This is a genomic window from Desertibaculum subflavum, from assembly GCA_003576705.1.
Classification (GTDB): Bacteria; Pseudomonadota; Alphaproteobacteria; order Ferrovibrionales; family Ferrovibrionaceae; genus Desertibaculum; species Desertibaculum subflavum.
On record QOZS01000001.1, the window covers coordinates 76,891 to 102,939 of the forward strand.

25 protein-coding genes are annotated in these 26,049 nt (G+C 67.4%); 8 read left to right on the top strand and 17 right to left on the bottom strand.

The window, feature by feature from the left end; genetic code table 11:
* Nucleotides 1–18: 18 nt before the first annotated feature.
* From DT074_RS00400 to DT074_RS00410, 3 genes are read right to left on the bottom strand one after another with little or no spacing between them, the layout of a single operon-like run.
* Nucleotides 19–1,143: a DUF2336 domain-containing protein gene (locus DT074_RS00400; protein ID WP_119417813.1), complete on the bottom strand. Its 1,125-nt coding sequence runs from the start codon at nucleotides 1,141–1,143 to the stop codon at nucleotides 19–21.
* Between the two features lie 47 nt (nucleotides 1,144–1,190).
* Nucleotides 1,191–2,762, bottom strand: coding sequence for a sensor histidine kinase (locus DT074_RS00405; RefSeq protein WP_119417814.1), 1,572 nt, complete (start codon nucleotides 2,760–2,762; stop codon nucleotides 1,191–1,193).
* Nucleotides 2,759–3,904 carry a DUF2336 domain-containing protein gene (locus DT074_RS00410; protein ID WP_119417815.1) on the bottom strand — a complete coding sequence of 382 codons (1,146 nt, stop codon included), beginning with the start codon at nucleotides 3,902–3,904 and terminating at the stop codon, nucleotides 2,759–2,761. The genes DT074_RS00405 and DT074_RS00410 overlap by 4 nt, the downstream gene beginning before the upstream one ends.
* Before the next feature lie 267 nt (nucleotides 3,905–4,171).
* On the opposite strand from DT074_RS00410, the gene DT074_RS00415 reads away from it, so the two are divergent.
* The 8 genes from DT074_RS00415 to DT074_RS00450 all read left to right on the top strand — a co-directional run bounded on the left by DT074_RS00415 (nucleotide 4,172) and on the right by DT074_RS00450 (nucleotide 12,110).
* Nucleotides 4,172–4,621 (top strand): MarR family winged helix-turn-helix transcriptional regulator, encoded by a 450-nt coding sequence (locus DT074_RS00415; RefSeq protein WP_162914517.1) that lies wholly within the window; start codon nucleotides 4,172–4,174, stop codon nucleotides 4,619–4,621.
* Between the two features lie 47 nt (nucleotides 4,622–4,668).
* Nucleotides 4,669–5,721 (top strand): pseudaminic acid synthase, encoded by a 1,053-nt coding sequence (gene pseI, locus DT074_RS00420; RefSeq protein ID WP_119417816.1) that lies wholly within the window; start codon nucleotides 4,669–4,671, stop codon nucleotides 5,719–5,721.
* Between the two features lie 70 nt (nucleotides 5,722–5,791).
* Nucleotides 5,792–6,265 carry a hypothetical protein gene (locus DT074_RS00425; protein ID WP_119417817.1) on the top strand — a complete coding sequence of 158 codons (474 nt, stop codon included), beginning with the start codon at nucleotides 5,792–5,794 and terminating at the stop codon, nucleotides 6,263–6,265.
* A 231-nt stretch (nucleotides 6,266–6,496) separates the two neighbouring features.
* The gene (locus DT074_RS00430) at nucleotides 6,497–7,378 is read left to right on the top strand and encodes a flagellin (RefSeq protein WP_119417818.1); all 882 of its coding nucleotides are present in this window, start codon (nucleotides 6,497–6,499) and stop codon (nucleotides 7,376–7,378) included.
* 136 nt (nucleotides 7,379–7,514) lie between these two features.
* A complete protein-coding gene (locus DT074_RS00435) occupies nucleotides 7,515–8,012 on the top strand; it encodes a flagellar biosynthesis repressor FlbT (RefSeq protein ID WP_119417819.1) in 498 nt (165 codons plus the stop codon).
* Nucleotides 7,966–8,301: a flagellar biosynthesis regulator FlaF gene (locus tag DT074_RS00440; RefSeq protein WP_368744352.1), complete on the top strand. Its 336-nt coding sequence runs from the start codon at nucleotides 7,966–7,968 to the stop codon at nucleotides 8,299–8,301. The genes DT074_RS00435 and DT074_RS00440 overlap by 47 nt, the downstream gene beginning before the upstream one ends.
* Nucleotides 8,288–10,159: a tetratricopeptide repeat protein gene (locus tag DT074_RS00445; RefSeq protein ID WP_119417821.1), complete on the top strand. Its 1,872-nt coding sequence runs from the start codon at nucleotides 8,288–8,290 to the stop codon at nucleotides 10,157–10,159. The genes DT074_RS00440 and DT074_RS00445 overlap by 14 nt, the downstream gene beginning before the upstream one ends.
* Complete coding sequence (locus tag DT074_RS00450) at nucleotides 10,146–12,110, top strand: motility associated factor glycosyltransferase family protein (RefSeq protein ID WP_162914519.1); 1,965 nt, start codon at nucleotides 10,146–10,148, stop codon at nucleotides 12,108–12,110. The genes DT074_RS00445 and DT074_RS00450 overlap by 14 nt, the downstream gene beginning before the upstream one ends.
* A gap of 144 nt (nucleotides 12,111–12,254) precedes the next feature.
* Here DT074_RS00450 and DT074_RS00455 read toward each other — a convergent pair whose 3' ends face one another.
* The 14 genes from DT074_RS00455 to DT074_RS00520 all read right to left on the bottom strand — a co-directional run bounded on the left by DT074_RS00455 (nucleotide 12,255) and on the right by DT074_RS00520 (nucleotide 26,042).
* Entirely contained in the window at nucleotides 12,255–12,920 is a 666-nt protein-coding gene (locus DT074_RS00455) for a GNAT family N-acetyltransferase (RefSeq protein WP_119417823.1), read from the bottom strand.
* On the bottom strand, nucleotides 12,917–14,551 hold the full coding sequence (locus DT074_RS00460) for an HAD-IIIC family phosphatase (protein ID WP_119417824.1): 1,635 nt from the start codon (nucleotides 14,549–14,551) through the stop codon (nucleotides 12,917–12,919). The genes DT074_RS00455 and DT074_RS00460 overlap by 4 nt, the downstream gene beginning before the upstream one ends.
* Nucleotides 14,548–15,597 carry an SDR family oxidoreductase gene (locus tag DT074_RS00465; protein WP_119417825.1) on the bottom strand — a complete coding sequence of 350 codons (1,050 nt, stop codon included), beginning with the start codon at nucleotides 15,595–15,597 and terminating at the stop codon, nucleotides 14,548–14,550. The genes DT074_RS00460 and DT074_RS00465 overlap by 4 nt, the downstream gene beginning before the upstream one ends.
* 5 nt (nucleotides 15,598–15,602) lie before the next feature.
* Nucleotides 15,603–15,842 carry a hypothetical protein gene (locus DT074_RS00470; RefSeq protein ID WP_119417826.1) on the bottom strand — a complete coding sequence of 80 codons (240 nt, stop codon included), beginning with the start codon at nucleotides 15,840–15,842 and terminating at the stop codon, nucleotides 15,603–15,605.
* Complete coding sequence (locus DT074_RS00475; protein WP_119417827.1) at nucleotides 15,839–16,540, bottom strand: formyltransferase family protein; 702 nt, start codon at nucleotides 16,538–16,540, stop codon at nucleotides 15,839–15,841. The genes DT074_RS00470 and DT074_RS00475 overlap by 4 nt, the downstream gene beginning before the upstream one ends.
* The gene (locus DT074_RS00480; protein WP_119417828.1) at nucleotides 16,540–17,706 is read right to left on the bottom strand and encodes an N-acetyl sugar amidotransferase; all 1,167 of its coding nucleotides are present in this window, start codon (nucleotides 17,704–17,706) and stop codon (nucleotides 16,540–16,542) included. The genes DT074_RS00475 and DT074_RS00480 overlap by 1 nt, the downstream gene beginning before the upstream one ends.
* Before the next feature lie 151 nt (nucleotides 17,707–17,857).
* Nucleotides 17,858–18,397 carry a GNAT family N-acetyltransferase gene (locus DT074_RS00485; RefSeq protein ID WP_368744353.1) on the bottom strand — a complete coding sequence of 180 codons (540 nt, stop codon included), beginning with the start codon at nucleotides 18,395–18,397 and terminating at the stop codon, nucleotides 17,858–17,860.
* Between the two features lie 132 nt (nucleotides 18,398–18,529).
* Nucleotides 18,530–19,897, bottom strand: coding sequence for an alkaline phosphatase PhoX (locus DT074_RS00490; RefSeq protein WP_119417829.1), 1,368 nt, complete (start codon nucleotides 19,895–19,897; stop codon nucleotides 18,530–18,532).
* Nucleotides 19,898–20,128: 231 nt separating this feature from the next.
* Nucleotides 20,129–21,421, bottom strand: a complete 1,293-nt coding sequence (locus DT074_RS00495; protein ID WP_119417830.1) for a TRAP transporter large permease — start codon at nucleotides 21,419–21,421, stop codon at nucleotides 20,129–20,131.
* The gene (locus tag DT074_RS00500) at nucleotides 21,418–21,969 is read right to left on the bottom strand and encodes a TRAP transporter small permease (RefSeq protein WP_368744354.1); all 552 of its coding nucleotides are present in this window, start codon (nucleotides 21,967–21,969) and stop codon (nucleotides 21,418–21,420) included. The genes DT074_RS00495 and DT074_RS00500 overlap by 4 nt, the downstream gene beginning before the upstream one ends.
* Nucleotides 21,970–22,024: 55 nt before the next feature.
* On the bottom strand, nucleotides 22,025–23,014 hold the full coding sequence (locus tag DT074_RS00505; protein WP_119417831.1) for a TRAP transporter substrate-binding protein: 990 nt from the start codon (nucleotides 23,012–23,014) through the stop codon (nucleotides 22,025–22,027).
* Between the two features lie 123 nt (nucleotides 23,015–23,137).
* Nucleotides 23,138–23,941 (bottom strand): imidazole glycerol phosphate synthase subunit HisF, encoded by an 804-nt coding sequence (hisF, locus tag DT074_RS00510; protein WP_119417832.1) that lies wholly within the window; start codon nucleotides 23,939–23,941, stop codon nucleotides 23,138–23,140.
* Nucleotides 23,935–24,549: an imidazole glycerol phosphate synthase subunit HisH gene (gene hisH, locus DT074_RS00515; protein ID WP_119417833.1), complete on the bottom strand. Its 615-nt coding sequence runs from the start codon at nucleotides 24,547–24,549 to the stop codon at nucleotides 23,935–23,937. The genes hisF and hisH overlap by 7 nt, the downstream gene beginning before the upstream one ends.
* A complete protein-coding gene (locus DT074_RS00520) occupies nucleotides 24,546–26,042 on the bottom strand; it encodes an amidohydrolase family protein (RefSeq protein ID WP_119417834.1) in 1,497 nt (498 codons plus the stop codon). Before DT074_RS00520 ends, hisH begins: the two co-directional genes overlap by 4 nt.
* Between the last annotated feature and the right edge of the window lie 7 nt (nucleotides 26,043–26,049).

Below are 26,049 nucleotides of genomic sequence, written 5' to 3' on the forward strand. Positions count from 1 at the left end.
CTGCGGCGGCGAATGACGCTAGGTCGCGCCGATCTGCTTCAGGGCGGCGAGGTAGACCGGATTGCGGCGCCACTTGCGGGCGACGATCTCCGCCGCTTCAGGCGTGGTCTGGTCGTAGAACACCGCCAGCGCCGCGCTCTGGTCGGCAATCTCGCCCGCCGACAGGTCGTGGGCGCGGCGAGTCAGCTCGAACAGCCTGAGGCAGTTCTGCCGGTCGATCCGCGCGGCGACGCAGGCAATGGCGAAGGCCTCGCCACCCGGCTCGTAGATGATGCGGCGCGCCAGACGCAGGCGGATGCCGGCGAGCTGCGCGAATGCCGCCTCGAAGGTCGCGATCTCGCCGCGCCGCAGCGAGCGCATGACGAAATCGATGGTGAGCTTGCCCTCCTGTGCCATGCGCTCGACCATGGTCTCGATCGGCGTGCGGGGCACCTCGTTCATCTCCGCATGCGGCCCCTTGTCGAGCGCCCCGGACAGCTGATCGTCCACCTCGTCGATATCGATCTTGAATTTGTCGACGATGAACTGGCGCAGCGCCGCGGAGACCCAGGCCTGCATGCGGCGGGCCAGCGCCGGCGGCAGGTCGGGTCGCGCCAGCAGCGGCTCCTGGTAGGCGTCGATCGAGCGCGAGGCCTCGGCAATCCGATCCATCAGGCTGTGCCCGACCTGGGCGGATTCGTTGCGCAGCAGGGCGACCACCACTTCGGGCGACCCGTTGTCGACCAGCGCCTCGCAGACGTCGCTGCTGATGTCCTGGCGCATGGCGACGGCGAGGCGATGCTGATGCGTCTGCGTGCGGACCACCTCGATCAGGTCCATGTCCTCGAGGACGCGGCTTTCCATCAGGATCGGGAAGGCGACCTCGATCTCCTGATCCGCCAGCACGCGGGCCAGATCGCGCGGCGCACTGGGCTTGGCGGCCAGCGCGCGGGCGAGCTCGATGCGGATCGACATTTCGATATCGCGGCTCAGGCGGCGCAGGATGTCGGTCATCAGCGTCCGCTCCGCATCGGTGAGCGTGCCGGAGCGCTGTTCGAAGAAGTCCCATAAGGTGCGATACAGCGTCTCCCGTCCCTGCGCAGACTTGCGCGCGGCAAGCTGCAGCAGGCGATCGGCGTCAGCCGTCCGGACGATCTCGCTCATAGGTAGCACAAGGCATACATTTGTCGGCCATTCCAGCGTTGGAACGGTTAAGGTTTGGCTACCACTGCCTGTGCACGAGGCAGAGTGAGCCGGAACACCGAGCCGGCCGGTCCGGTGGCGTGCAATGCGAGATCGCCACCCATCAGGCGGGCAAGACCGCGGGCGATCGGCAGGTCGAGGCCGAGCCCCAGATCGGGCCGGGTCAGGACGCTCGAGCCCGGACGGCCGAACGCATCGAACAGCTGCTCTCCCTCGCGGGGCGTCAGGGCGCTGCCGCCGTCGTTGACTTCGATCACCACCATGTCGGCGGTCACGCCCGCCGCGATCAGGACCGCGCCGCCGGCCGGCGTGCGCTTCGTTGCGCTGACCAGCAGATTGATCAGCACCTGCAGCACCCGGGTCGGATCGGCGTGCGCGGCAAGGTCCGGCGGGTCGACCCGCATCTGCACGGCCACGCCGCCGGCCGCTGCCTGCGGCAGCATCATGGCGCGTGCCTTGGCGACCAGCTGGCCGATCTCTGTTGCTACCGGTTGCAGGCGGAGCGTCGCACCGTCCATGGCCGCGACGTCGAGGAGATCGCCGATCAGGCGGAGCAGGTGCCGGGCCGCCATGGAGATGTCGCCGGCATACTCGGCGACGCGTGGCGCCGGGGTCCTGCCTTCGGACTGGGCCAGAATGTCGGCGAAGCCGATCACGGCGTTGAGGGGCGTGCGCAGCTCGTGGCTCATGGTGGCGAGAAACTCGCGTTTGGCGCGCTCGGAGGCGTGCGCCCGATTCAGCGCCTCGGCAAGCTCGGCCGCCTTGCGCTCGAGCTCGGTATGCGCCGCCCGCAGCTCTTCGCGCGCCTGGCCGGCCAGTAGCTCGGCCCGGCGCTGCGGCGTGATGTCGGTCGCGGTGCCGCGGAAACCGACGAAGTCGCCGCGATCGTCGAAGGCGGCGACGGCGTTGACGAGGAAGCGACGCTCGTTGCCCTCGCGGTCGTCGATGGCGATCTCGGCGCCACGGAAGGGCCGCCGCGCCGCCATGGCGGCGCCGATCGTCACACGTTGTGCGTCGCTGCTGACCGATCGCCCGATCTCGTCGAACGGCCGGCCCAGCAGCAGGATCGGCGGCAGGCCGAGCGCCTCGGTGACGCGGTCGGAGACGAAGCTGATGGCGCCGCTGCGATCGGTCTCCCAGACCCAGTCGGCCGAGGCGCGGATGAAGTCCTGGAAGCGGCGGCGGTCACGGCTGGCGCGGTTGCCCGCCGGGTCTTCCTTGGCGTCGATGAGGACCCCGAGCACACCGACGATCTCGCCGGAGGGCAGCCGCACGGGCACGTGCCGCGCCGCGTGCGCGCTGGCGCCGAGCCCCCGGCCCAGCATCTCCGTGCCGCCAAGGGACTCGCCGTCGCGTACCGCCGCGGCGACGATGCCCGCATGCCGGGGCGGCACCATGGTGGCGTCGACGGCGAGGTCCATCAGCTCGCGGTAGCCCTGGCTTGCAGCCAGCAGGCGGCCTTGCGTGTCCGCCAGATAGGCAACGTCGATCAGCGCGACGGCTTCGGCGAGGCGCAGCAACGTCTCCGGTATGGCCGGCGAGCCGTGATCGGACTGGCCGTTGCGTGCTTGCTGGATCAAGCGACGCGGCTCCCGTTCTTGCCGGGCTGCCAGAGCCGCAAGGCGACGCGCGCCTGCGGCGGCGACATGCGATCGTAGATCGCGGCGATGTCGGCATTGCCGAGCGGTCGCAACGCCGCACGGTCATGCGCCTTCGCCGCCATCGCGACCATGCTGACGGCCGCGGGCAGCGGGATGTCGGCGGCCCGGCAGCACAGCACCAGTGCCTCGCCGGTCGGATCGAGCAGATAGCGGCGGGCCTGATCCGGCTTGACCCCGGCGAGCTCGGCCAGCGCCGCGGCGGCGATGGCGACGTGACCGGCGCGCAGGTTCTGCAGCACGAAGCGATCGTTCAGGATGCCCTTGGTACGGGCGCGAAGCGCGAGCTGGTGCGCGAGGCGCAGCGCGGCTTCGCCTTCGGCCTCGGCATCCTGGACCGCCGGAGGTGCTGTCGCTGCGATCGCCTGGTCGAGCGTCGCCGGATCGATCGGGTAGCGGTTCAGGATCTCCCGGCGCAGAGCTTCCGATACCCAGCGATACATGCGGGCGGCGAGGTGCGACGGAAGGTCGGCGCGCCGCAGCAATGGCTCGCGGAAGCGGTCGACGCGCTGGGATTCAGCGACCAGATACTCGATCGCCTTCTGCGACAGATGCGCATCCGGATTGCGGATCAGTCGCTCGATGACCAACTCTTCGCCGGTCTGGACCAGCGCATCCGAGACACGCTCGGCGATGCCGGGGCGCGCCGCGATCAGCAGGCGGTGTTCCTGCGAGCGCGTGCGGATCAGCTCGATCAGCTCGTTGTCGCCCAGCAGCGGGCTCGAGGCCAGGATCGGCTCCGCGACCATGATCTCGTCGGCCGCGAGCGCCATGACCAGCGACCTGGGCACATCGTTGCGCCGCGCGAGGCCCTGGGCCAGCGCCGCGCGCAAGCCTGCCTCCACTTCCCGCAGCAGGGTTTCGAGAATGGCGCCGGCCTCGGTCCGCTCGCGCTCGGACATGGCAGCCCCGGAGGCCAGCAGCACGTCGGTGACGGAGCGGAACAGGGCGCCACGGCCTGCAGGGCTGCGGTCGGCGGCGAGCGCCAGAAGCAGGTTCGACCTGGGCCGAGAATCGGCTGCCTGTTCCGTGCTCCCGCGCGCGTTTTCCGGGGCGCTGGTCATGGCGGCAGTGTCGGCCGGAAAGCTTAATGGCTTCTGAAGGTTACTGTGACTTTATGAGGAATGTTGCGAGAAACTATACGAGATTAACCGATGTTTTACGGTGATGGAGCGAGGGTGACGCGGTCGCAGGGACCGACTTCCCGATCCGGGCGGAGGGCGGTTCCGCAGTCATGCCGGTGAACGGCCATAGGAAGATCGGGTCCCATGGATACACTGCAGCTCGAATCCAGCACTGCCACGGCCTCACGGCCAGCGGCAAAGTCGCCGATGCCCGACGAGTTCCGCGAGCTGACCCAGCTCATCGAGCGCCTGCACCGGCGATTCCTCGACGTGTTGCGGACCGAGCTCGACCGGCTCGACATCCACGACATCAACCCCGTCCAATGCTTGCTGCTGAGCAATATCGGGCGCGAGGAGATCAACGTCCGCAACCTGATGGATCGCGGCTACTACCAGGGCTCGAACGCCTCCTACAACATCAAGAAGCTGGTCGAGGTCGGCTATCTCGAGCAGAAGCGCTCGCCGCGCGACCGCCGCTCCACCCTGCTCAAGGTCAGCGATCGCGGCCTGAAGCTGATCGAGCGCGTGCGCGACCTGGAAGCCCGGCAGGCCAAGGCGATTGGCAATCTCACGCAAGACGGTTCCATCGTCGGGGCGCTCAAGCTGATGCGCCGGATCGAGCGCTATTGGGACGACTACATCGAAGGCCGGGCGTGACCGCCTGACCTTTCCTTGCATCGGGTTCCTGCACTGAGACGGCAGTGATGGGCAGTCGGGAAATCAGTATCGCCGGCCGCCGCATCGCGGACGACGCGCCGCCCTATCTGATTGCCGAGCTCTCCGGCAACCACAACGGCGATATCGAGCGCGCCTTCGCACTGATGGAGGCGGCGCGGCGCGCCGGCGCCGATGCCGTCAAGCTGCAGACCTATACCGCCGATACCATCACACTGGACAGCGATCGTCCCGACTTCCGCATCGAGACGGGCCCCTGGGCCGGCCGCCGCTTGTACGAGCTCTACCAGGAGGCGCACACGCCCTGGGAATGGCATGCCCCGCTGTTCGCCCGGGGGCGCGAGCTCGGCATCACCGTGTTCTCGACGCCGTTCGACCCGACCGCCGTGCGCCTGCTCGAAGAGCTTGGCGCGCCGGCCTACAAGATCGCCTCGTTCGAGGTGATCGACCTGCCGCTGATCGAATGCGTCGCCAGGACCGGCAAGCCGATGATCATCTCGACCGGCATGGCCGATCTCGGCGAGATCGGCGAGGCGGTCGCCGCGGCGCGCCGCGCCGGCGCGCGTGAGATCGCGCTGCTGCACTGCGTCAGCGCCTATCCCGCGCCGCCCGAGGACGCCAACCTGCAAACCGTCGCCCATCTCGGCGAGGCCTTCGGGGTGGTGCCCGGACTGTCCGACCACACGATCGGCACGGCAGTGTCGATCGCTGCGGTGGCACTCGGCGCCCGCGTAATCGAGAAGCATGTCACCCTGCGCCGGGCCGACGGGGGCCCCGATGCCGCTTTCTCGCTGGAGCCGGAGGAACTGGTGGCGCTGGTCGAGGGCTGCCGTTCCGCCCATGCCGCACTCGGCCATGTAAGCTACACACGGGCGGCGAGCGAGCGCGGCAACGTGATGTTCCGCCGTTCCCTCTATGCGGTCGAGGACATCCGCGCCGGCGAGACGATCACCGCCCGCAACGTGCGCTCGATCCGGCCGGGCCATGGCCTGGCGCCGAAGCATCTGCCCGCCTTGCTCGGACGCACCGCGCGCGGTGACATCCCCCGCGGCACGGCGCTGAGCTGGGCACTGCTCGACTGAGCCTCCCGGCCCTCTCGCGCGGCCGCAACGCCTTGGCTAAAGTGACCCGATTAGCGAGGGGACGGGCGGCATGAAACTCGTGGCACTGGCAACGGCGGCGATGCTGCATCTCGCGGCGGGCGGCGCGCCCGATGGCCACCACGAGCATGAGGATTCGATCCTCAAGCCCGACACGCCGGTCGATGTCGGCGCCACCCTCAAGGGCAGCACCATCAGCGTTCTCGCCTATCGTTCCTTCGCGCCGGCCAAGCCGGCTCAAGGCGGCCTGGAAAGCTCGGATCGCATTGTCTTCCAGGCCTGGCTCCGCGAGGACGGCATCGCCCGCGTGCGCGTGCTGGACGAGGCGCGCAACGCCTGGCGGGCCGTGGCGAACGAGACCTGGAGCGTGCAGGGCGACCTGCTCTGCCTCTCGGCCGGCTCCTTCGGCATGGGACGGCTCTGCCTCGATACCCTGATCTACGGCCAAGTGTTCAGCGCCGCTTCGCCCAAAGCCGACATCCTGGTCAAGGGCAACTGGCGCAAGGGCAACGTGCACGGCCTGTGAGGCGCGCCCGGCAAGATCCGCCCGGCACCGCTTGCCGGTCGGCAATTTTTGCCGGGCAGATTTGGCCGAAACGCAGTGAATAACCGATAAACCTAAGAACTCATTAGGCAAATTCAGCCGCCCGGCGGCTCGATTCTGCCTACCGGACAGCCTGATGGCACATCCGTTGCTGAGGGGTCTGCGGGGTGCAAAGCGCCCCGAAGCTGACTTCCAGAACGGAGTACATCTCAAATGCCGAATATTATTCTTGGCGCGTCCACGCGTTCCAACCTGCTCTCCCTGCAGGGCACCCAGTCGAGCATCAACCTGACCCAGGGCCGTCTGTCGACGGGCCTCAAGGTCGCGTCGGCGATCGACAACGCGGTGTCGTTCTTCCAGGCGCAGGCGCTCAACAACCGCGCGGCCGACTTCACCGACCGCAAGGACGGCATCGATCAGGGCATCTCGACCCTGAAGGCCGCCAACAACGGCGTCGAGGCGATCGACAAGATCGTCAAGCAGCTGAAGGGTATCGTTTCTTCGGCCAAGACCGCGACCACGACCGAGCAGGCCGACCTGACCAACCAGTTCCAGGAGCTGCTTGGGCAGATCAACGAGCTCGCCGGTGACGCGAGCTATCAGGGCCTCAACCTGATCAACAGCACGGCGAGCAAGCTCAGCGTCGACTTCTCCACCTCGTCGACGGCGACCTTCACCGTCGAAGGCCGTAACCTGAACGTGTCCGGCCTGTTCACCAACGGCGGCGACGCCCTCACCGGCTTCAACGGCGGTCTGTCGACCTTCCTTGGCACCGGTGGCGCGGCGGAGTTCTCGGCCGTTGGTACCACGGTCAGCGCGTTCGACGACGCGATCACGCTGCTCGATACCGGCATCAGCAAGCTCCGCGGCGCTGCGAAGTCGCTCGGTGCGAACGTGACCTTCCTGCAGACCCGGTTGGACTTCACGAAGCAGTACGTGAACAACCTGTCGGAAGGCGCGGACAAGCTGACGCTGGCCGACATCAACGAGGAAGGCGCCAACCTGGTGTCGCTGCAGACCCGTCAGCAGCTCGGCATCCAGGCGCTCGCCTTCGCCGGTCAGTCCGAGCAGGCCGTGCTGCGTCTGTTCAGCTAATCGGTTACACGAGCGTTTCGTGGCGGGGGCCGGCATCGCCGGCCCCCGTTTTCTTTCGGCGTCACCCGTCGCAGCGGCCGGTTCTCATTCCCCGGCGGCTCTGGCATCCTGATCACGAATCGCGTCGAGGAACGGGATGCCGCTCAGGATCGCGCTCAAGGCCGGCGAAAAGATTATCGTCAACGGTGCCGTGCTGCAGGCCGGCGACGCGCCGGCGACCCTGTTGGTGCACAATGCGGCAGCTTTGTTGCGTGAGCGCGAAATCATGACCGAGGAGCGGGCGGTTTCGCCCGCCACGCGCGTCTACTACACGGTCCAGTGCGCCTACCTGTTCCCTAGTAAGAAAGATCTATATTTACAGCATTTTTACGGATTCCTTGAAGAGTTCGTGAGCGCCGCCCCGAGCGCGGAGCCGCTGGCCCGCAAGATCAGGGCCGAGGTGGAAGGGGAGCGCTATTACCCGGCGCTCAGATCAGCCCGCAAGCTGATCGAGCGCGAACAGGAGATTATGAATGCGTTCGGCGGCCAGCGGCTACAACCGAGTGCCCCAGGCGGGCAACCCGCGGAACACCGAGGCCTGGGCCCTGATGGAGGCCGCCCGGCGCATGCGGGACGCCAAGAGCGCCGGCGCTGAAGCGCTGATCAAGGCCGTCCGCCTCAACTGGAAGCTCTGGACCATCTTTCAGTCCAATCTGGTCGATCCCGACGCGGCGATCCCCAAGCCGATCCGCGAGAACATGCTGTCGCTGTCGAATTTCGTCGATCGCCGTTCGGTCGAGATCCTGGCCAAGCCGGATCCGCAATTGGTGGATGCGCTGATCAACATCAACGCCCAGATCGCCGGCGGGCTGATGACCATCCCCGAGGCCCCGGCAACCCCGGCGCCGGGGGCCGACCGGCAGCCGATCAATGAGGTCGCTTAGGTCCGAGGCCTCCGTCGCCGCGCCGGGGGGGCGGTCGGCGGAGAGTGCCGCGGAGGCCGCGCGTCTGCTGGCGCGCGGCGAGGTGCTCGAAGCCGTCGAACTGATCGAGGCGGCCCGGCAGCACGATCCGCACAACCCCCGGATCCGCTTCCTGCTCGCCTTCGTGGCCTGGCGCATGTTCGACCTCGTGCGCGCCATGCAGCTGCTCACCGACCTGGCGGAGGAGGCGCCGAGCAACGGCACCTATGCCGAGGCGCTGGCGACGCTGAAGGCGCTGGTCGGCGACCTCACCGAGGCATTGTTCTACGGCAAGCTCGGTACCGCGCTGCCGAAGGATCCGGCGCTGCAGGCGCTAGTTCCGCCCGACTTCCCGGCCTTCGGCGACGCCTTTCTCGGCATCAACGAGCGGCCGCTGGTCGCCGTCGCGGCCGGCCTGGAAAACCAGGGGCGGCTGCGCGAGGCCGCCAGGGCGTTCGAACAGCATGTCCGGCTGTTCCCCGACGATCGGATTCCGGCCGAGCGTCTGACGCGACTGCTGCTGATGTCGGGCCGCGAGGCCGAAGCGGTGCAGCAGGTGGGCGCCCTGGTCGGCGCCAAGGACGCGGTTGCCCTGTCGCTGCTCGGCCGCGCGTCGGCCGCGATCGGCGATGCCGAAGGCGCCGCAGCGCTGCATGAGGCCGCCACCACCCTGGCGCCGGGCGACGCCGCCGTGGTTGGCGCCGCCGTGCGCGATGCCCGCTGGTTCGAGCCGGATGCGGACCGACGGAACAAGGCCACCGAAGCCTGGCTCGCCCGCTTCGCGGCCGGCCCCCGTTCGTCGCGTCCCTTCGCGCCCCGCGGCGACAGGCTGCGCATCGGCTACCTGGTTGCCGGGATCGCCGGCTCGCCGCTCGCCGCTTCCGTCGCAGCGGTCGCCCGCCAGCACGACCGCACCGCCGTCGAAGTGCGCGGTTATGGCTTCGGCGAGCTGGCGGCGGACAGCAATATCGGCCTGCGTGGCGGCTTCGACGAATGGCGCGACGTGTCGCGCATCGACCCGCGCACATTGGCCCGCATCCTGGAAGGCGACGCGCTGGACCTGGTGATCGACGCCTCCGGCCTCAGGGCTCCGGACGGGCTGATCGCGCTTTCGCTCGCCAACCTCCCGCTGCGCTGCGGCTGGCTCGGCCTGCCCGACATGGTGGCGGGGGCGCCGTACGATCGCTGGCTGACCTGCGACGGCGTCGCGCCGGCCGGCGACGCCACCCATATCTCGCTCGGGCCGACGCATGTCGCGGCGTCCGGCAAGCCGATACCGCGTCTCGATCCGGTCGGCAGCGGCCTGCGGATCGGCTTCGACATCACGCCGCGCGAGATGACGCCAGCGACCATCGATCTGCTGCGCCGCATCGTTGCCGCGGTGCCCGGCGTGCAGGTGATGATCTTCGACCATGGCTTCAGCCAGCCCATCGTGGTCGACCGGCTGATCGCCCAGCTCGGCGATGCGGCGGCGCAGACGGATGTCGTCAAGGCCGCCGAGATGCGGGCGTTCCTGGCCCAGGTCGATGTGGTCGTGGTGCCGCCGGCCGCGGAGACGCCGCGCGCCGTCGCCGAAGCCATCGGCCATGGCGTTCCCACCCTGGTCATCGGCCAGGGCACGTCGGCGGCCATCGCATGCAATGCCGGTCTTGCCGGTCTCGCCGTCGCGGACGAGGCGGCGGCCATCAAGGTGATCTGCGGTCTGGCCGAGGACGATGCGAAGCTGGCGGAAGCCTGGGCGGCGGCGCAATCCGCCGTCGCGGCGTTCGACGGCCGGCGGATCGCGGCGGCCATCGCCGAGCTCGCGGCGCGGGTGGAGCCACGTCATGCCACAAGGTAAGTACTACGAGACCTCGCTCGCCGCGTTCCACCGCTTCTTCCCGGATGTCGCGGCGCGGATAGAGAGCGAGACGGCCCAGCTGGAAGCGATCGTCGAGGACGGCGAGATCATCGACGTGCGGGTCGGTGAGAAGCGCCTTTACGGCGAGGATGGCGTCGCCGGCACGCAGGCCCAAGTCGAAACCTTCGTCAAGGATCCGCGCCGTTTCCTCATCTCCGACCTGCGCAAAGCCGGCATGGGCAGCCCGGTCTGCGGCAAGATGATCGAGCGCATGTACCGCGAGACCAAGGCGCTGGGCCCGGACGCCGTGGCGGCCCAGCCGGTCGACGGCTTCTTCTATCTCTGCGTGTTCGGCGTCGGCCTCGGCTATCATCTGCAGCCGCTCTACGACCAGCTGAAGCCGCGCTGGATGTTCCTGGTCGAGCCGATGGCGCAGCTGATCCAGCATTCGCTCGGCACCGTCGACTGGCAGAGCTTGCTGGAGAAGGCGGAGTCCGACGGCGTCGAGGTGGCGCTGATCGTCGACGGCGATCCGGAGCGCATCTCCGACAAGATCGGGCGGATGATCTCCAAGCGTGGCAGCGGCTTCTTCGAAGGCTCGTATATCTACCAGCACTATCCGCTCTGGACCCTCTCGGCCGCCCGGCAGAAGCTGGTGGAGGCGATGCGCCGCCGCTTCATCGCCGCCGGCTTCTACGAGGACGAGCTGGTGATGATGACCAACGCCACGGCGAATTTCCGCGGCAACAGCGGCCATGTGATCGATGGCCGGCCGATGCGGCTCCGGTCCGAGCCGGTCTTCATCGTCGGCTCGGGTCCCTCCGCTGATGCCGCGATGCCGGTGATCAAGCGGTTCCGCGACCAGGCCGTCGTGGTCTCCTGCGGCTCGTCGCTGCGCATCCTGCTGAAGAACGGCATCGTTCCCAATTTCCATGTCGAGATCGAGAACACGCCGGAGACGGTGGATGCGCTGCAGCGCTCCGCCAAGTTCGGCGACCTGAAGCAGGTCACCCTGATCTGCTCCTGCACGGTCGATCCGAGCGTGCCCGGCATGTTCCGCGAGGCGGTATTCTTCTTCCGCGACAGCGTCAGCTCCACGGTGATCATGGGCAGCCGCTTCAAGGACGTGTTCGGCGGCTCGCCGACGGTGGCGAACACGGCGCTCGCCATGGCCTCGCTGATGGGCTTCACCAAGTACTATTTCTTCGGGGTGGATTGCGGCGTGCTGCCGGGTGGCGAGCATCACTCGAAGGATTCGATGTACTACGAGGGCGACGACTTCAAGGAGTACATCGAATCCACCCTAAAATATCCGATCACCGTGCGCGGCAATTTCGGCGGCGCCGCGCATACCGAGATCACCTTGAATGCCAGCCGGTCGCTGCTCGGCACGGTGATCCGGCTGCGCGGCCTGGAGGCCTACAACTGCAGCGACGGCTGCCTGATCGAGCACACCATCCCGCTGCTGCCGGAATGCGTCGACATCACCTCGCCGCCGATCGACTGGGCGGCAATCGATGCCGCTTGCAAGGCGCAGATGTTCCCGTTCAAGCCGGGCGACGTGGTTGCCGATGTCGACCGCGACGCGCTGGTCCGCGGCCTGCACGACTTCCACGACGCCCTGATCGACATGGTCGACCGGGTGGTCGAGGCGGAGCCGGAGACCGCGGTCTCGGCGATCTACCGCGAGGTGATCACGCTGGAACAGGACATCATCGGGCGCTTCGCCAATTCCTGGTCCATCGCCCTCGGCTCGGTGCGCACCCTGCCGCGCATCGGCATGTTCTTCGCGTCGAGGGTGCGCGAGGCTGACCAGCGCCGCCAATTGACCGAGGCTTTCGTCGAGCAGTACCGCGCCTGCCTGCTGGAGATGCGCGACGGCGCGGAAGCGCTGGTGCGCGAGAAGTTTCCCGACGCACCGCCGGCTCAGGCGCCCGCGGCTGCAGCCTGACCGCACCGTAGGATCGCGATCAGCGGATCGGCAGAGGGTTGACGGCTACGCGACGCTGACGCCTGAAAGCCGCCAGTTGCGGGCGTTCAGCGACATCAATATCATTCGCAGATCTGTGAGCTAGAAAAAAATTCGCGAGCCTGCTTATCGCGCGACATTTTTCTTTGCTCCGGTGTCCCGGGCCGGCGACCGCACCGACTGCACGACGGCGCGCGTCAGCTCGTCCACGGTCGCGAACAGGATGCGGCCGTCGCGCTCGACCTTCAGCCGCAGGAAATCCGCGGCGAGGCAGCCGAACAGGATCTGGTCGTAGGCGCGGCCGTCGCGCAGGTAGTCCTGCCGGCCGCGGCCTTCGATCGCGAATCCGAGAACGCCGATCATGCGCGCGAAGGGCTCGAGCTTCTCATGCGTGCCATCGGCGACGCGGTTGAGATTGAGGCGCGAGAAGGCGTGGTCGCAGACAAGGCCGAAGGCCTCGACACCGGCGGTGAGGCCGGCCTCTTCGCCCAGGGTCAGGCCGATATTGGCCTTGCGGTTGATCAGGTCGATGTTCTGCAGCGCCACATTGCCGAGCAGGCGGTCGGAGCCCTTCTCGCACACGGCCAACAGCAGCGTGCTGGCGCGGGCCATGGCGGCGCGCACGTAATCCAGCTCCTGCTCGCGGCTGATCGGATAGACGCCGTGGGTGTTGAAGCGGGTCACCGCCTGATCATTGTACCAGCGATGCCAGTTGCCCTCAGTCACGTCGGCATCGACCGGCTGTCGCAGATAGATGGTGTGGCCGGTCAGGAAGGCCTCGTCGGCGCTCATGGGGCCTCCAGGGCGAAGAGCGAAAGATCGTTGCGATACGCGTGCGCGAAGGCAGACGTGTCGATCGACACCAGGCCATCTCTTGCTGCCGCGAATGCGGGGTCGTCGAGGAATTGCCGCAGCGGCTCGTTACGGTCGGTGGCAGCGAAACGCAACGCACGCGGGGCGCCGGGTTGCTCCAGCAACCAGACGAGGAAGGCGTGCTCGACGCGGCGCTGGAAGACGCGGCAGGAGAGCACCAGCGCCTCGACGATGCCGTCGGCGCCGATCAGGCAGGCGAGGATCTCGCCATGGCTGCCGGATCGGTCGTCGAGCTTCGCGGTGAGCAGGCGACCGCCTGCCTGCAGCACGGTGGCGACCGCGGCATCGTCGAAGCGACGGCCGTTCAGGTTGAACTGGTTGGTCTTGTTGATGAGCTGGACTGCCCGCGTGCGGTCGCCCTGGCTGGCGTCGCGGATGGCAAGGCGCATTTCCAGGCCGCGCAGGAAATCTTCGACGTTGCCGGCGCCGCTGGTCGTGCCGGCGGGGCTGGATTCCGCCATGCGTCGATAGAGCTCGGTCCGCGCCAGATCTTCCGCCGTCACGTGGTCGCGCCGGAACAGTTCGGCGAGCCGCTCCAGGAAGGCAGGCAGTGCGTCTTCCGCAGCGGGGAAGGCGAGGGTGGTGACGGCAGGCAGCGCGGCGCCCACTTCGGCGAGTTCCACCGGATTGTCGTCGACGAAGACCACGGCGTCGAGACCGAGATTGAGGCGCGCGACGAGGTCGCGGACCATCGCCGACTTGGCGCCGTAGCCCGCCTCGACGGCGACGAGATCGTCCCGGCTGATCGGCATGCGGCCGGGTGACAGCGCGGCCGCGACATCGCGCGGATCGTTGCGGCTGGCCGCCGCCAGAACCACGCCGGCGGATTTCAGGCGCAGCAGCGCGACCTGGTACAGGTAATGGCGATAGCCGGTGCCTTCCGGCCCGAAGGCGAGGGTGTCCAATCCATCCTCGGCCACCAGGCCGCGCCACAGCGTGTTGTCGAGATCGGTGACCAGGAGCTTCTTCGGTTCCGCGTCCGGTGCCAACGCGGTCTCGACCAGCGCCTCGGCGACCCGGAAGATCGACTGGCTGGCGATGGGAAAGCCGGAGGCGAGATAGGGCGTCAGGGCGAAGTCGGCGGGATCGAGCATCCGCGCGCCAAACCCGGCCATTTCAGCGCTGAGTTTGTGCGCCACGGCTGCCAATTGTGCAGGCGCCGTGGTGACGGGGGGCACCGGCGCCGGCAGATAGAGCAGGCGGGTGCGCGGGCGCTGGCGCAAGGCACCGAGTGTCTGTGCGGTCTGCACGAACAGGCGATCCGCCGTCTTCGGCGCCGCGGGCCCGCCGGTGCGCCAGTCGAGGGCATCGGCGAGGTCCCAAGGGCAGAACAGCGCTACTTCCGGCACGTCGTCGGCGGGCGCGAGGAGATGCTGGCGGAGCGTGCCGAACGGCAATGTCTCGACTTCCAGCGCCACGCCACGCGCGGCGGCGGCGGCTTTCATATAGAGCAACAACGGTTCGCCAGTGCCGGAGAGGCAGAGGCGGAGGCGCATCGGGCGGCCATCCCGCAAGCCCTGCAGCAGGCGCTTGGCTTCGAGGAAGGTCACGGCAGCGCGCCGCCGCTCAAGGTGACCACGGCGCCTGAGAGCAGGCGGCCGCGATTGGCGAGCAACCAGTCGATCTGGCCGGCCACTTCGGCCGGGCCGGGCAGCTCGCCGAACGGCACGCGGTCGGCATGCGCCTGCTTGACCGCCGGGCTGACGCCGGCATTCATGCCGCCATCGATCACATCGAGCACGAGCGTCGCGACGCGCATCTCGTGGGCGGCAAGCTCGACGGCCAAGGCCCGGGTCAGCGCCGGGAGCAGGCCCTTGGCGAGCGTGTAGAGGGGGGAGCGATAGCCGTGCCGGCCGGGCTCGGCGAAGGCGGAGCCGAGCAGGATCAGCATCGCGCCCGGCTCGCCCTGCCTGGCCAGCAGGCGGGCGAGGGCGAGGCATTCCTTGAGCGGGCCGGCGACATGGTGCTCCACGGCACTGTCGGCGGCGCCGATCTCGAGCAGGGGGGTGTTGTCGGGGCTGGGCCAGCCGCAATGCACGATGGCGGAGAGCCGGGTCGTCTCGTCCAGCGCCACGCCACGGGGCAGCGCGATCGCCTCGCCGTTCAGCTTTTCCACCACCGCGGCGCCGATGCCGCCGGAGGCGCCGGTGACGGCGACGCGGGCGAACTGGTTGGCGCGATCCTGCGGCGGCAGCTTGACGACCGGGATGGTGGAGGTGTGGCGGCCGAAGCCGTAGCTGCCTTCGGCGTAGGTCTCGCCGGTGCGGGCGTCGCGCACCGTGGCGCGCACCTCGCCGGTGGTGCCGTCGTCGCGCACCACTTCGCCCTCGACGCGCAGCTTCACCGGCGGCAGGACCGGTTTCAGGAAGCGCAGCTTCAGGTCGTGCAGCAGGCAATCGCGGCCGGGCAGATGCATGCCGGCGAGGCGCGACAGCAGGCCGGCGGAGAAGGCCCCGTGCAGCACCGGCACCTTGTAGGCGGTGCGGGCGGCATGCGCTGCGTCGGTGTGCAGCGGGTTCCAGTCGCCGCTCAGGCCGGCGAAGGCGATGGCGTCGGCCGGCGTGACCTCGACCTCGAACGACGCACGGGTATGCACGGGCGTCAGAGCCCCTTTTCGTCGAGCAGCAGCTCGATCGCCTTGTAGGAGGTGAAGCGGCCGTAATCGGCGACCGGGAGCGCCAGGTTGAACTCGCCCTCGATGGCGGCGATCAGCGACACCTGGGCCAGGCTGTCCCAGCGCCTTGTGGTGATGCGCTTCACGCCTTCGACCTCAGCGCCGTCCGGCAGCTCCAGCACGGCGCGGATGATGTCCTTCAGCTTGTCGCGGTTGGCCTCGATCATGCGGCGACCGCCTCCGGACGGAGCTTCGACTTGGCGGTGGCCAGCTTGTCGGGGGGAATCTGCGGCAGATAGCGCGCGCCCTCGGCCGGCTGCGGCTTGACGAAGCGGTCGAGTGTCTCCGGCGTCGCGTTGTCGAGCCTGGCCAGCGCCTCGATCAGCACGTCGGCGCAATGCCCGTAGAGACGGGCGCGCAGATCGGCATAGGACCAGTCGAGCGGCACCTTCATGGCGCGCTCGCAGATGACCGGGCCGGTATCGATGCCCTGGTCGATGATGTGGGCGGTGGCGACGATCGGCGCGTCCTCGTAGAGCGCCCATTCCGGGCAGCTGTTGCCGCGATAGGCGGGCAGTCGGCCCGGATGGACGTTGATCCAGCCGAGGCGGGGCAGCGCCAGATGCTCGGCCTTCAGGATGCCGATGCCGCCCTGGATGCAGATATCGATCCGCTCCCGCCTGAGCACCTCGATCATCGAGGGGTTCTTCAGGCTGTCGAAGCGGAGCGTCGGATGGTTGGCGGGGAATTGCGGCGGGTTCCAGCGGCCGCCGGTGCGCGCCTCCTCGATGGCGACGCTTTCCGGCTTCATCTGGCCGATGGCGACGGTCAGATGCGGCTTGCGGCCGGCCGCGGCCAGCTTCGCGAAATACTCGCGGCCGACGAAGTTTCCGTCCTGGAACAGCAATGCAACGCGGTTGGCCATCAGTTGTGGTCCCAGATGTTGTCCTTGATCCAATGGCCGTACTCGTTCTTCACCCAGACGCGGGGATCGCGGAAGGTGTCGGCGATACGGTCGAATTCGGTGCGCGTCATGCCGACATAGTCGAGCCAGCGCGGCAGGTCGCCCGGCACCACGTGGTCGTATTGCCGGACCAGGTCGATGCCGGCGGCGCGGTCGATGGCCCCGGAACGGATATCGCGGCAGACATGGTCGGTCGCCCGGCCGTAGCCGAACTTCACGAACTTCATGTAGTCGTGCACGCCGTTGTCGTGGATGTTGTTCAGGTTGCTGTCGCGCTTGTAGGTGCGGTCGAAGGCGACGGCGTTCACCTCGAACCCGTAATTGTCGACCATCAGCTGGGTGTGGTCGTTCTGGTTCCAGCCGAAGAAGTTGGAGATGAAGACGCCGCGGATGCCGACGCGTTCGATCTCGGCATCGTCCGGGTACTTGGCCCAGAGCAGATCCTTCTCCTCCAACCCTTCCTGGCCGACGAAGTCGTCCCAGTCGTAGCCGCGCAACAGGTGCTCTTTCCGGTAGCGCGCGGTGTACTCGACCATGTCCTTGTAGGAATGCATGCCGCCGAGATTCATGAAGCCGTGCTCGCCCCACACGATCAGCGGCACGCCGAACTTCGCCGCGATCTGGATCGGCACCGAGTTGATGCCCATGTGGCAATGCATGTCGGGATCGCCCATCTTGGCAAGGCCGACCCGGTTCATCTTCTTCAGCACCGCGACCGAGGGCGTGAAGTTCCAGTAGTCGCAGCCGAACACGTCCTTCATGCGCTGGATGTTGCGCTTGCCGATCTCGGTCTCGTTGTTCTCGTTGTAGGTCACCAGCAGCGGGTTCATCCGGTACACGTTCTTCAGAAGGTGCACCTGGTAGAAGCTGTCCTTGCCGCCGGAGACCGGGATCAGGCAGTCATAGGTCTTGCCCGACTTGGAGCGGTGATCGTCGCAGAGCTCGCGGAACAGGCGCTCGCGCCGGGCCCAGTCGACCTTCTTCTGCTCGTCATGGGTGCGGCAGCCGGAGCAGACGCCGTCGGCATCGAAGGTCAGCGCCGTGGCGGCGACGGCCGGATAGACGCAGCGCGTGCAATAGGTGACGCGCGGCGGCTTGACGCGCGGAAGGAACTCGCCCTGGATCATTGGCTCGCCGGAAATCCGTAAAAACCGAGCCAAATTGTCGGACGGACGTGGTTACCAAATGCCGAAGCTTTTTACGATTTCGGCTCCGGGAAAGGCGCGGCTCCAATTTCTGAGGTTCTTTAAATATGGTTCGTAATCAGCTGTTTCTAAATCACTTTACCCGTGCGTAGCAGCGACAGTCCCGGGGCGCGATCGGGTCGACATTGGGATGCATGGCCCAGCGCCGCAACGTGCCTTCGTATTCCATGCCGGCCTTCTCCATCACCCGGGCGGAGGCGTGGTTCTCGACGTCGCAGAAGGCCCAGACGCGCCAGACGTCGTGCTGGGCCAGGGCCTGGGCCACCACGGCCTTCAGCGCCTCGGTCATATAGCCGCGGTTCCAGAAGGCGCGGGCCAGCACATAGCCGAAGCTGACGGCGCCCGGGCCGCTGCGCAGCCGCAGGTCGAACACGCCGATCGCCTGCTGGCCGTCGGCGTCGATCAGGTAGGGCCGGTTCATCGTGCCGTGCCAGGCATCGATGCATGAGGTGATGTAGTCGCGTGTCTCCGCCAGCTCGACATGTGGCCGCCAGGCGAGATAGCGAGAGACCTCAGGATCGCGGGCGTAGTGCTCGAACACCAGCTCGGCATCCATCGGCTGCGGGCGACGCAGCCGCAATCTCTCGGTGACGATCTCGCTGGTCGGAATCACGGCACGCGCCCCAGTCAGATCGCGCCGATGATACCCCAGAGCCGACGGTCGGATGCAAGCGGCGATTTGCCGCCCAGGCGGTTCGCAGCGGCGACCGACTCGGGCCGCCGCCGCGCGCCACTCAGATCCGACTTAGATCACGCGCTTCCGCCGAAGCAGGCCGAGTCCGGCGAGGCCCAGCCCGAACAGGGCGAGGTTGGCCGGCTCCGGCACCGCGGTGATCTGGATCGTCCGGTCCACGTCGCTGCTCGCATGCTGGACGTTGACATAGGCGACGTTCGGATCGAACGGGCTGAAATAGAGCCCGGTCGGCTCAGCGCCGGAGGTCGACATCGAGGCCCAGCGGCCGATCGCTTCGGCGACGCCGTCGCGGTCGGCGTCGATGGCGAGCCAGATATCGGCCGAACCGCCCGGCTGGTCCTCGATGATGTAGATGTTGCCGTCGGCATCGATCGCCAGGTTGTCGGGGGAGTCAAAAGGAGCCCCAACCAGCAGCGAGGTAGCGAGATCGATCGTTGCCTGATCGACGAACAGCTTCACCGTCGCATTGCTGGCATCGTCGAGCGCGACGGAGAACACGTTGTCGGTGCCGGTCGCGGTGAAGTAGAGCACCTGCTTGCCGCTCGCGAGGGTCTGCATCTCCAGATCCTCGGGCCGATTGAAAGCGGTGCCGCCGACGAAATCAGCGGCGGCGCGACCGTCGATCACCGTCTTGCCGTCGACCATCACGGTCGGTACGCCCGGGAGAGGTTGCCCGTTTGCGTCGGTGATCGGTATCCAGATCGAGGCGCCCCCGGCGCCGACCTGGAGCACGAAGGTCTGCCCCTTGTCGAAGTACTGGTCGCCGTTCGATGCGCTCGGGGTGGTCGAGGTGTACTTGTAGATCGCGCCGCTGTTGAACTCGTCGATGAAGTACATGTTTTTCGCGGCGTCGAAGGCGAGGCCTTCATGCGAGACGCGCGGCAGGATATCGCGCTGCACGAAGTTGACCGATCCCGGATTCGCCAGCGGATTGGTCACCTCGAACAGCCGGCCCTTGGTCGAGCCGGTGCCCCATGATTCCTCCGCCGTGAGGTAGCTGCCCCAGGGCGTCCAGCGGGAGGCGTCGCCGGACACGAAGCCCTGCGTCCCCGGAGCGACGATGCTGACGGCTTGGCCGGTCTGCAGATCGAGGCGCCGCACGCCGGCGGAGCCTGTTTCATAGGGCGCGAAGAGATAGCGGCCGGCGCTCGGGCCGCTCTCGTTCAGGGTGATCATGTCCCAGTTGTCGCCGAGCTTGATGCCGCCATTCTGCGGGCCGGAATCGTTGGCGTTGATGGATTTCTGCTCGAAATTCGGCGCCGACAACTGGAATGGGGCCGCCTCCGGCAGGGAGCCGGCAGGCACCGAGCTGGGTAGCGGCGTGAAGTCGCTGAATTTCGAAAGTGTGCCGGCGAGAGCGGTCTGACTCATCAGCGCGAAGCCGAGCGTCAGAACAAGTGGAGCTACCTTGATCCTCATGACATTGTATTCCTTCGCAGCGCGTGGAGCTCTCCAACAGCGATGCACCCCCACACCGTCGGAACTCAGACGGTGCCGTCCTCAACCCCGACGATGTGCGGTGGCGGACATCCCCTTGGACAACGACATCCGGCCTCGGATGCCGAGCAGGTCCTAGGCGCCGATCATGAGAGTTTGATTTCGCCGAGATGATCGAACGAAGACGGCGACCGGACCGTAAGCCCGTCCGCCTCAGCGTGCCGCTTCGCCGAACATGGTGTTGGGCAGGAACAGCGACAGTTCGGGCACGTAGGTGACGACGATCAGGAAGGCGAGCAGGATCATCAGCCAGCCGACCGAAGCGCGCACGACCGACATCAGCGGCATGCCGGTGATACCCGCGGCGACGAACAGGTTGAGCCCGACCGGTGGCGTCACCATGCCGATCTCCATGTTCACCACCATGATGATGCCGAGATGGATCGGGTCGATCCCAAGCTCCATCGCCACTGGGAACAGGATCGGCGCCAGGATCAGGATGATCGCCGACGGCTCCATGAAATTGCCGGCGACCAGCAGAATGATGTTGACGATGACCAGGAACTGCCAGGGGGCCAGGTTCGCCTCGGTCAGGCCGCGCGCGATCGATTGCGGGATCTGCTCGGTGGTCAGCACATGGGCGAACAGGAAGGCGTTGGCGATGATGAACATCAGCATCACCGTCACGCGTCCGGAATCGACCAGCACTTTCGGCACCTGGGCGAAGCCGATATCGCGGTAGATGAAGACGGCCGCGATGAAGGCGTAGACCGCGGCGACGGCCGCCGCCTCGGTCGGCGTGAACAATCCACCATAGATGCCGCCCAGCACGATGACGATCAGGAACAGGCCCCACATCGCCTGCTGGAAGGAATAGAGCCATTCCAGCCACGAGGCGCGAGGCTGGCGCGGGAGCCCCTTGATCCGCGCCGCGACATAGATCGCCACCATCAGCGCCAGGCCGAGCAGCAGGCCTGGGACGATGCCGGCGATGAACAGCCGCCCGACCGAGGTTTCGGTGGCGGCTGCGTAGACCACCATCACGATGGAAGGCGGGATCAGGATGCCGAGCGTGCCGGCATTGACGATCACGCCGGTGGCGAAGCTCTGCGTGTAGCCGACGCGCACCATGCCGGCGATGACGATCGAGCCGATGGCGACCACCGTGGCGGGGGAGGAGCCCGATACCGCCGCGAACAGCATGCAGGCCAGCACCGAGGCGATGGCGAGCCCGCCCGGCAGATGCCCTACCGAGGCGATGGCGAAATCGATCATCCGTTTGGCGACGCCGCCGGTGGTCAGGAAGTTGCCGGCCAGGATGAAGAAGGGAATGGCGAGCAGTGTGAACTGCTCCATGGTCTGGAAGAACTTCAGGACCAGTGAGGCGAGACTGTCCTCGGCGAACAGCAGGATGGTCAGCATGGAGGCGAGGCCGAGCCCCATGGCGATCGGCATGCCGAGGATCAGGAACGCGAACAGGGTGACGAAAAGGAACAGAGTCGTCATCGGCGCGGCGCCCCGTCGGCGGTCCGCTCGACGCCCGCATCGCGCAAGGCATCGGCGGCCTCGTCGGCCAGTTCGTAGCCCGGCGAGCGTCCGGCCAGGATGCGCCATGCCATGCCGAGCAGCCGGATCGCCAGCAGGGCGAAGCCGATCGGCAGGCAGAGCGTCAGGATCCAGCGCCGAATGGGGATGTCTTCGGCATCGACATCGAGGATGAAGAGCCGGTCGACATAGAACCAGGCGCCGTAGAGCATGAGGCCGGTATAGACCAGCGCGAGGGCGACGACGGCGATGCCGATGCTGCGCCGCACAGCGGGCGGGAACAGCCTGACGGCGGCGTCGATGCCGATATGCGCGTGCGTCCGCACGCCATACGAAATGCCGAGCAGCACCAGCCAGCCGAACATGTAGAGCGTGGCTTCGAGCGCCCAGAGCAGCCCGGTATTGAAGACGTAGCGGAGTATGACCTGCAGAAAGGTGAGCAGCGTCATCGCCGCCAGGATGGCGGCAATCAGACCCTCCTCGGCGCGGTGCAGCGCGACCCGCAGCAAAGAAATCCCCCGGAGAAGCCGGAGGCGCGACCCGAGGGCCGCGCCTCCACCTTAGTTAGTTGGTCGCGTTGGCGGTCTGCGCCGCCTGGATCAGGTCCTTGCCGATCTCACCTTCGAACTTGGACCAGACCGGCGCCATGGCCTTCTTCCAGGCCGAGCGTTGTTGCGGGGTGAGCTGGTGGATGGTCACGCCCGAAGCGGCCGCCACCTTCTTCTTCGCTTCCTCGTTCAGATTGTTGGCGATGTCGTTGTTGACCTTGGTGGCCGCTGCCATCGCCTTGGTCAGGCCGGCCTGCACGTCCTTGGGCAGGCCCTTCCACCAGCCGGCATTGACCACGACCATGTAGTCGATCAGGCCGTGGTTGGATTCGGTGAAGTGCTTCTGCACCTCCTGGTACTTCTGCGAGTAGATGTTGGACCAGGTGTTCTCCTGGCCGTCCACGGTGCCGACCTGCAGCGCCTGATAAACTTCGGCGAAGGCGAGCTTCTGCGGCACCGCGCCGACGGCCTGGAACTGCGCAGCGAGCACGTCGGAGGGCTGCACGCGGAACTTCAGGCCCTTGGCGTCGTCCGGGACCAGCAACGCCTTGGTGGCGGAGAGCTGCTTGGTGCCGTTATGCCAGTAGGCGAGGCCGACAAAGCCCTTGGACGCCATCGAGGTCAGCAGTTCCTGGCCCTTGGGGCTCGCCTGGAAGCGGTCGGCGGCGGCGATATCGTCGAACAGGAAGGGCAGATCGAAGACCTGCAGCTTCTTGGTGAAGCGGTTAAACTTCGAAAGCGACGGGGCGATGATGTGAACGTCGCCCAAGGCCAGGGCTTCCATCTCCTTGGCATCGCCGAACAGCTGCGAATTCGGGTAGACCTCGACCTTGACCTTGCCGGGAAGCAGCTTTTCCGCCTCTTCCTTGAACTTCAGGGCCGCCTGGCCCTTTGGGGTCTTTTCGGCCACCACGTGGCTGAACTTGATCACCGTCTCCTTGGCGGAAGCGCCACCGGCGCCGAGCAGCAGGGCGCCAGCCGCGACGGCGGCGAGAAATTGCCTCATTGGTAACCTCCCGATTGTCAATAGCCGGCCGCAACGTCGCGGGCGGCTCCACTGCCGGCAATTCAGCCGAAAAGCTGGTTTGTTGCAAGTTGTTATCGTCGCAATGGCGACAATGCGGGACCTTCAGCCAGGGTAGGGGTAGCGTACGCCGTAGCCCTTGTCCTTGAGATAGCGCTTGGCGCGCTTGTAGCTCATCTCGGTGAAATGGAAGATGTTGCCGGCCGCCACCGCGCTGGCATGGCCCTCGTCGATGCCCGCGCGGAAATCGGAGAAATCGCCGACGCCGCCGCAGGCGACCACGGGGATCGAGACGGCGTCGGCGATACGGCGCGTGATCTCGACATCGTAACCCTCGGCGGCGCCGTCGCGGTCGATCGAGTTGAGCAGGATCTCGCCGGCGCCGGCCGCTTCCATGCGCCGCGCATAGGCTTCCGGCGCCTCGTCGACGGGCGTGCGACCCTGGTCGACATGGACGCGGTGGCGGCCATCGTCCTCGCGCCTGACGTCGATGCCGACCACCATGGCCTGGGCGCCGTATTTTTCCGCGACCGCGGTCACCAGGGCCGGCTCGCGGAAGGCTTGGCTGCAGATCACCACCTTGTCGGCGCCGTTGCGGATGAAGCGGTCGACATCCGCCATGGTCTTGACGCGGCCGCCGAAGGCGAGCGGCATGAAGCAGGAGGCGGCGATCTGGCGCAGGATCGCGACGATGTCGCGCTCGCCCTTGAACTTGTGGTCCTCGCGGCCGAAATCGTGCTCGCCGTCGCGGGTGATGTCGAGATAGACCAGCTCGTCGGCGAGCCACTCGCCATAGCGCTCCATCTCGGCCACCGGATTGCCGATCGCCTTGAACTCGCGGAAGCCCTCGCTGCGGACGACCAGGCCGTTCATCAGGTAGAGCATCGGCACGACGCGGATCTTCAGCACGGTAGCCTCGCGAAATTGTCGAGGATGCGCAGCCCGACCAGCTGGCTCTTTTCCGGATGCGCCTGCAGGCCGAACACATTGCCGCGCGCCACCGCGGCGACGACCGGGGAGCCGTAATCGGTCCAGGCCGCGACGTCCTGCTCTTCGGCGCAGCGCAGCGCATAGGAATGCACGAAATAGCAGGCGCTATCGGTATCGAGCCCGGCCAGCAGCGGCGTCGGCCTGGCGATGCGAAGGTCGTTCCAGCCGATATGCGGGATGCGGAGATCGGGCGAGGTCTTGGGGATCAGCTCGACCCGGCCGGGGATATAGCCGAGGCCCGGCATGTCGCCGAACTCGGTGCCGGTCTCCGCCATCAGCTGCATGCCGACGCAGACGCCGAGGAAGGGCTTGCCGCTCTTCACATCGCGATCGAGCGCGGCACGGAAGCCGCTCTCCTGCAGGCGCCGCATGCAGCTCGGGAAGGCGCCGACGCCGGGCAACACGATCCGGTCCGCTTCGCCCAGCCGTGCCGGGTCCTCGACCGCCATTGCCTCATGGCCGAGACGGGCGAAGGCATTCAGCACCGACTGCACATTGCCGATGCCGCAGGAGACAATGCCGATCACGGCGCGTTCAGCCGGAGCCGCGGAAAGGCGTGGAGCGCGTTGCCGCGCAGGATGGCGGCCAGGGCCGCATCATCCATGTCGAGCGAGGCGAGCTTGCCCATGGTGAAGGCGGGCGACATGAGCGGCGCGTCGGAGGCATAGAGCACCCGGTCGGCGCCGGCGCGCGCGATCAGATCCGGGATATCGGTCTGGGCGCGCAGCGGCGTCGAGGTGCAGAGATCGAACACCATGTTGCGACAATCGGCGTTCTCGCGGTGCCGCCAGGTGCCGTGCTCGGAGACGAAGGTCACGCCGGGATGCTTCCGCGCCGCGGCGCCGATCCCGGTCGGGTGCGCCATCAAGGGCCAGCCCGGCATCCGGGCGATGCGCTCGAGGATCGGATCGAAGCGCGGGTCGTCGAGGGCGAGGCCGTGGGCGTCGTCCTGGATGGTCTTGGCGCCGACGAAGCGCGGATCGCCGGCATAGCGCTCGAGCTCGGCCAGGCTGCCGTCGCGGTCGAGCGGATTGACCACCACCAACCCGCGGGCGGCGGGCGCGCGTTCGAGAAAGCGCGCCGTCTCCTCGTTGCCGGCCGCCATGTCATCGAAGACAGCGCGCATCGACGAGGTGATGGCAATCTCGGCGCCGAAGCGGGCGATGCTCTCGGCCACGGCCGCGTCGTCGGCCTCCGGCTCGATCACGTCGAAGCTGCCGATATTGTAGAGCGTGTCGATCTTCGGCGCGGCCATCAGGCGGGCGAAGTCGGCTGGTGCGTCGCCTGCCGTCGGCGGCACGCGCAGCAGCCGGGCCAGCGTGCCGTCCTGGATCGCCTGCCGCGCCGCCGGCTCGATCCGGGCGGCGTGCACGAGGTAGTAGGGGCAGGCTTCGTAAGCGAAGGGCGCGTTGCCCGCGAGGAACAGGCGATCGGCGCCGAGCTCGCGCACCAGCATCTCGATCATGCCGGTCTGCACGGCCATGGCGATGTCGAGGTGCACGTTGGTGTGGTCGCGGGCGATCGCCAGGGCTTCCGAGAGAACGGTGTAGCCCGAGCCGCGCATCCAGCGCAGCGCCAGGGCGCCGCCGGCGGGCGCCAGGTTGCGCGCCACCTTGGCGAAATCCGTCCGCTGCTGCAGGCCGACGAACAGCGGCAGGTTGGCTCTCGCCGCGTCCTCGGCGATGTGCCGCAGGCTGAGATCGTCGAAATCGCCGCCATTGCCCGGCCAGTGCGGGAACACGCCAAGCGCCGCGAATCCGTTCTGCTTCAGCCGAAAGACGAGTCCGTCGCCACGCCGATAGGCGGCTGGGTTGAGCAGCGCCTGGGGCAGGAAGAAATCGTCGCGGCGGCACAGTGCGAGGGTCTCGTCGTTGCCGGTCGCGGTGTCGTATTGCAGGGCGGTGAGGGCGCCGACCAGGGCACGGGTGGCGCCGCAGCGCTCGAGCCGCGCCTTGACCATGTCCGGCGGCGCGCGGCAGCCGGTGGCGCGGTCGAGCCCGAAGAACGATCCCCCGTCCATCGCGAGA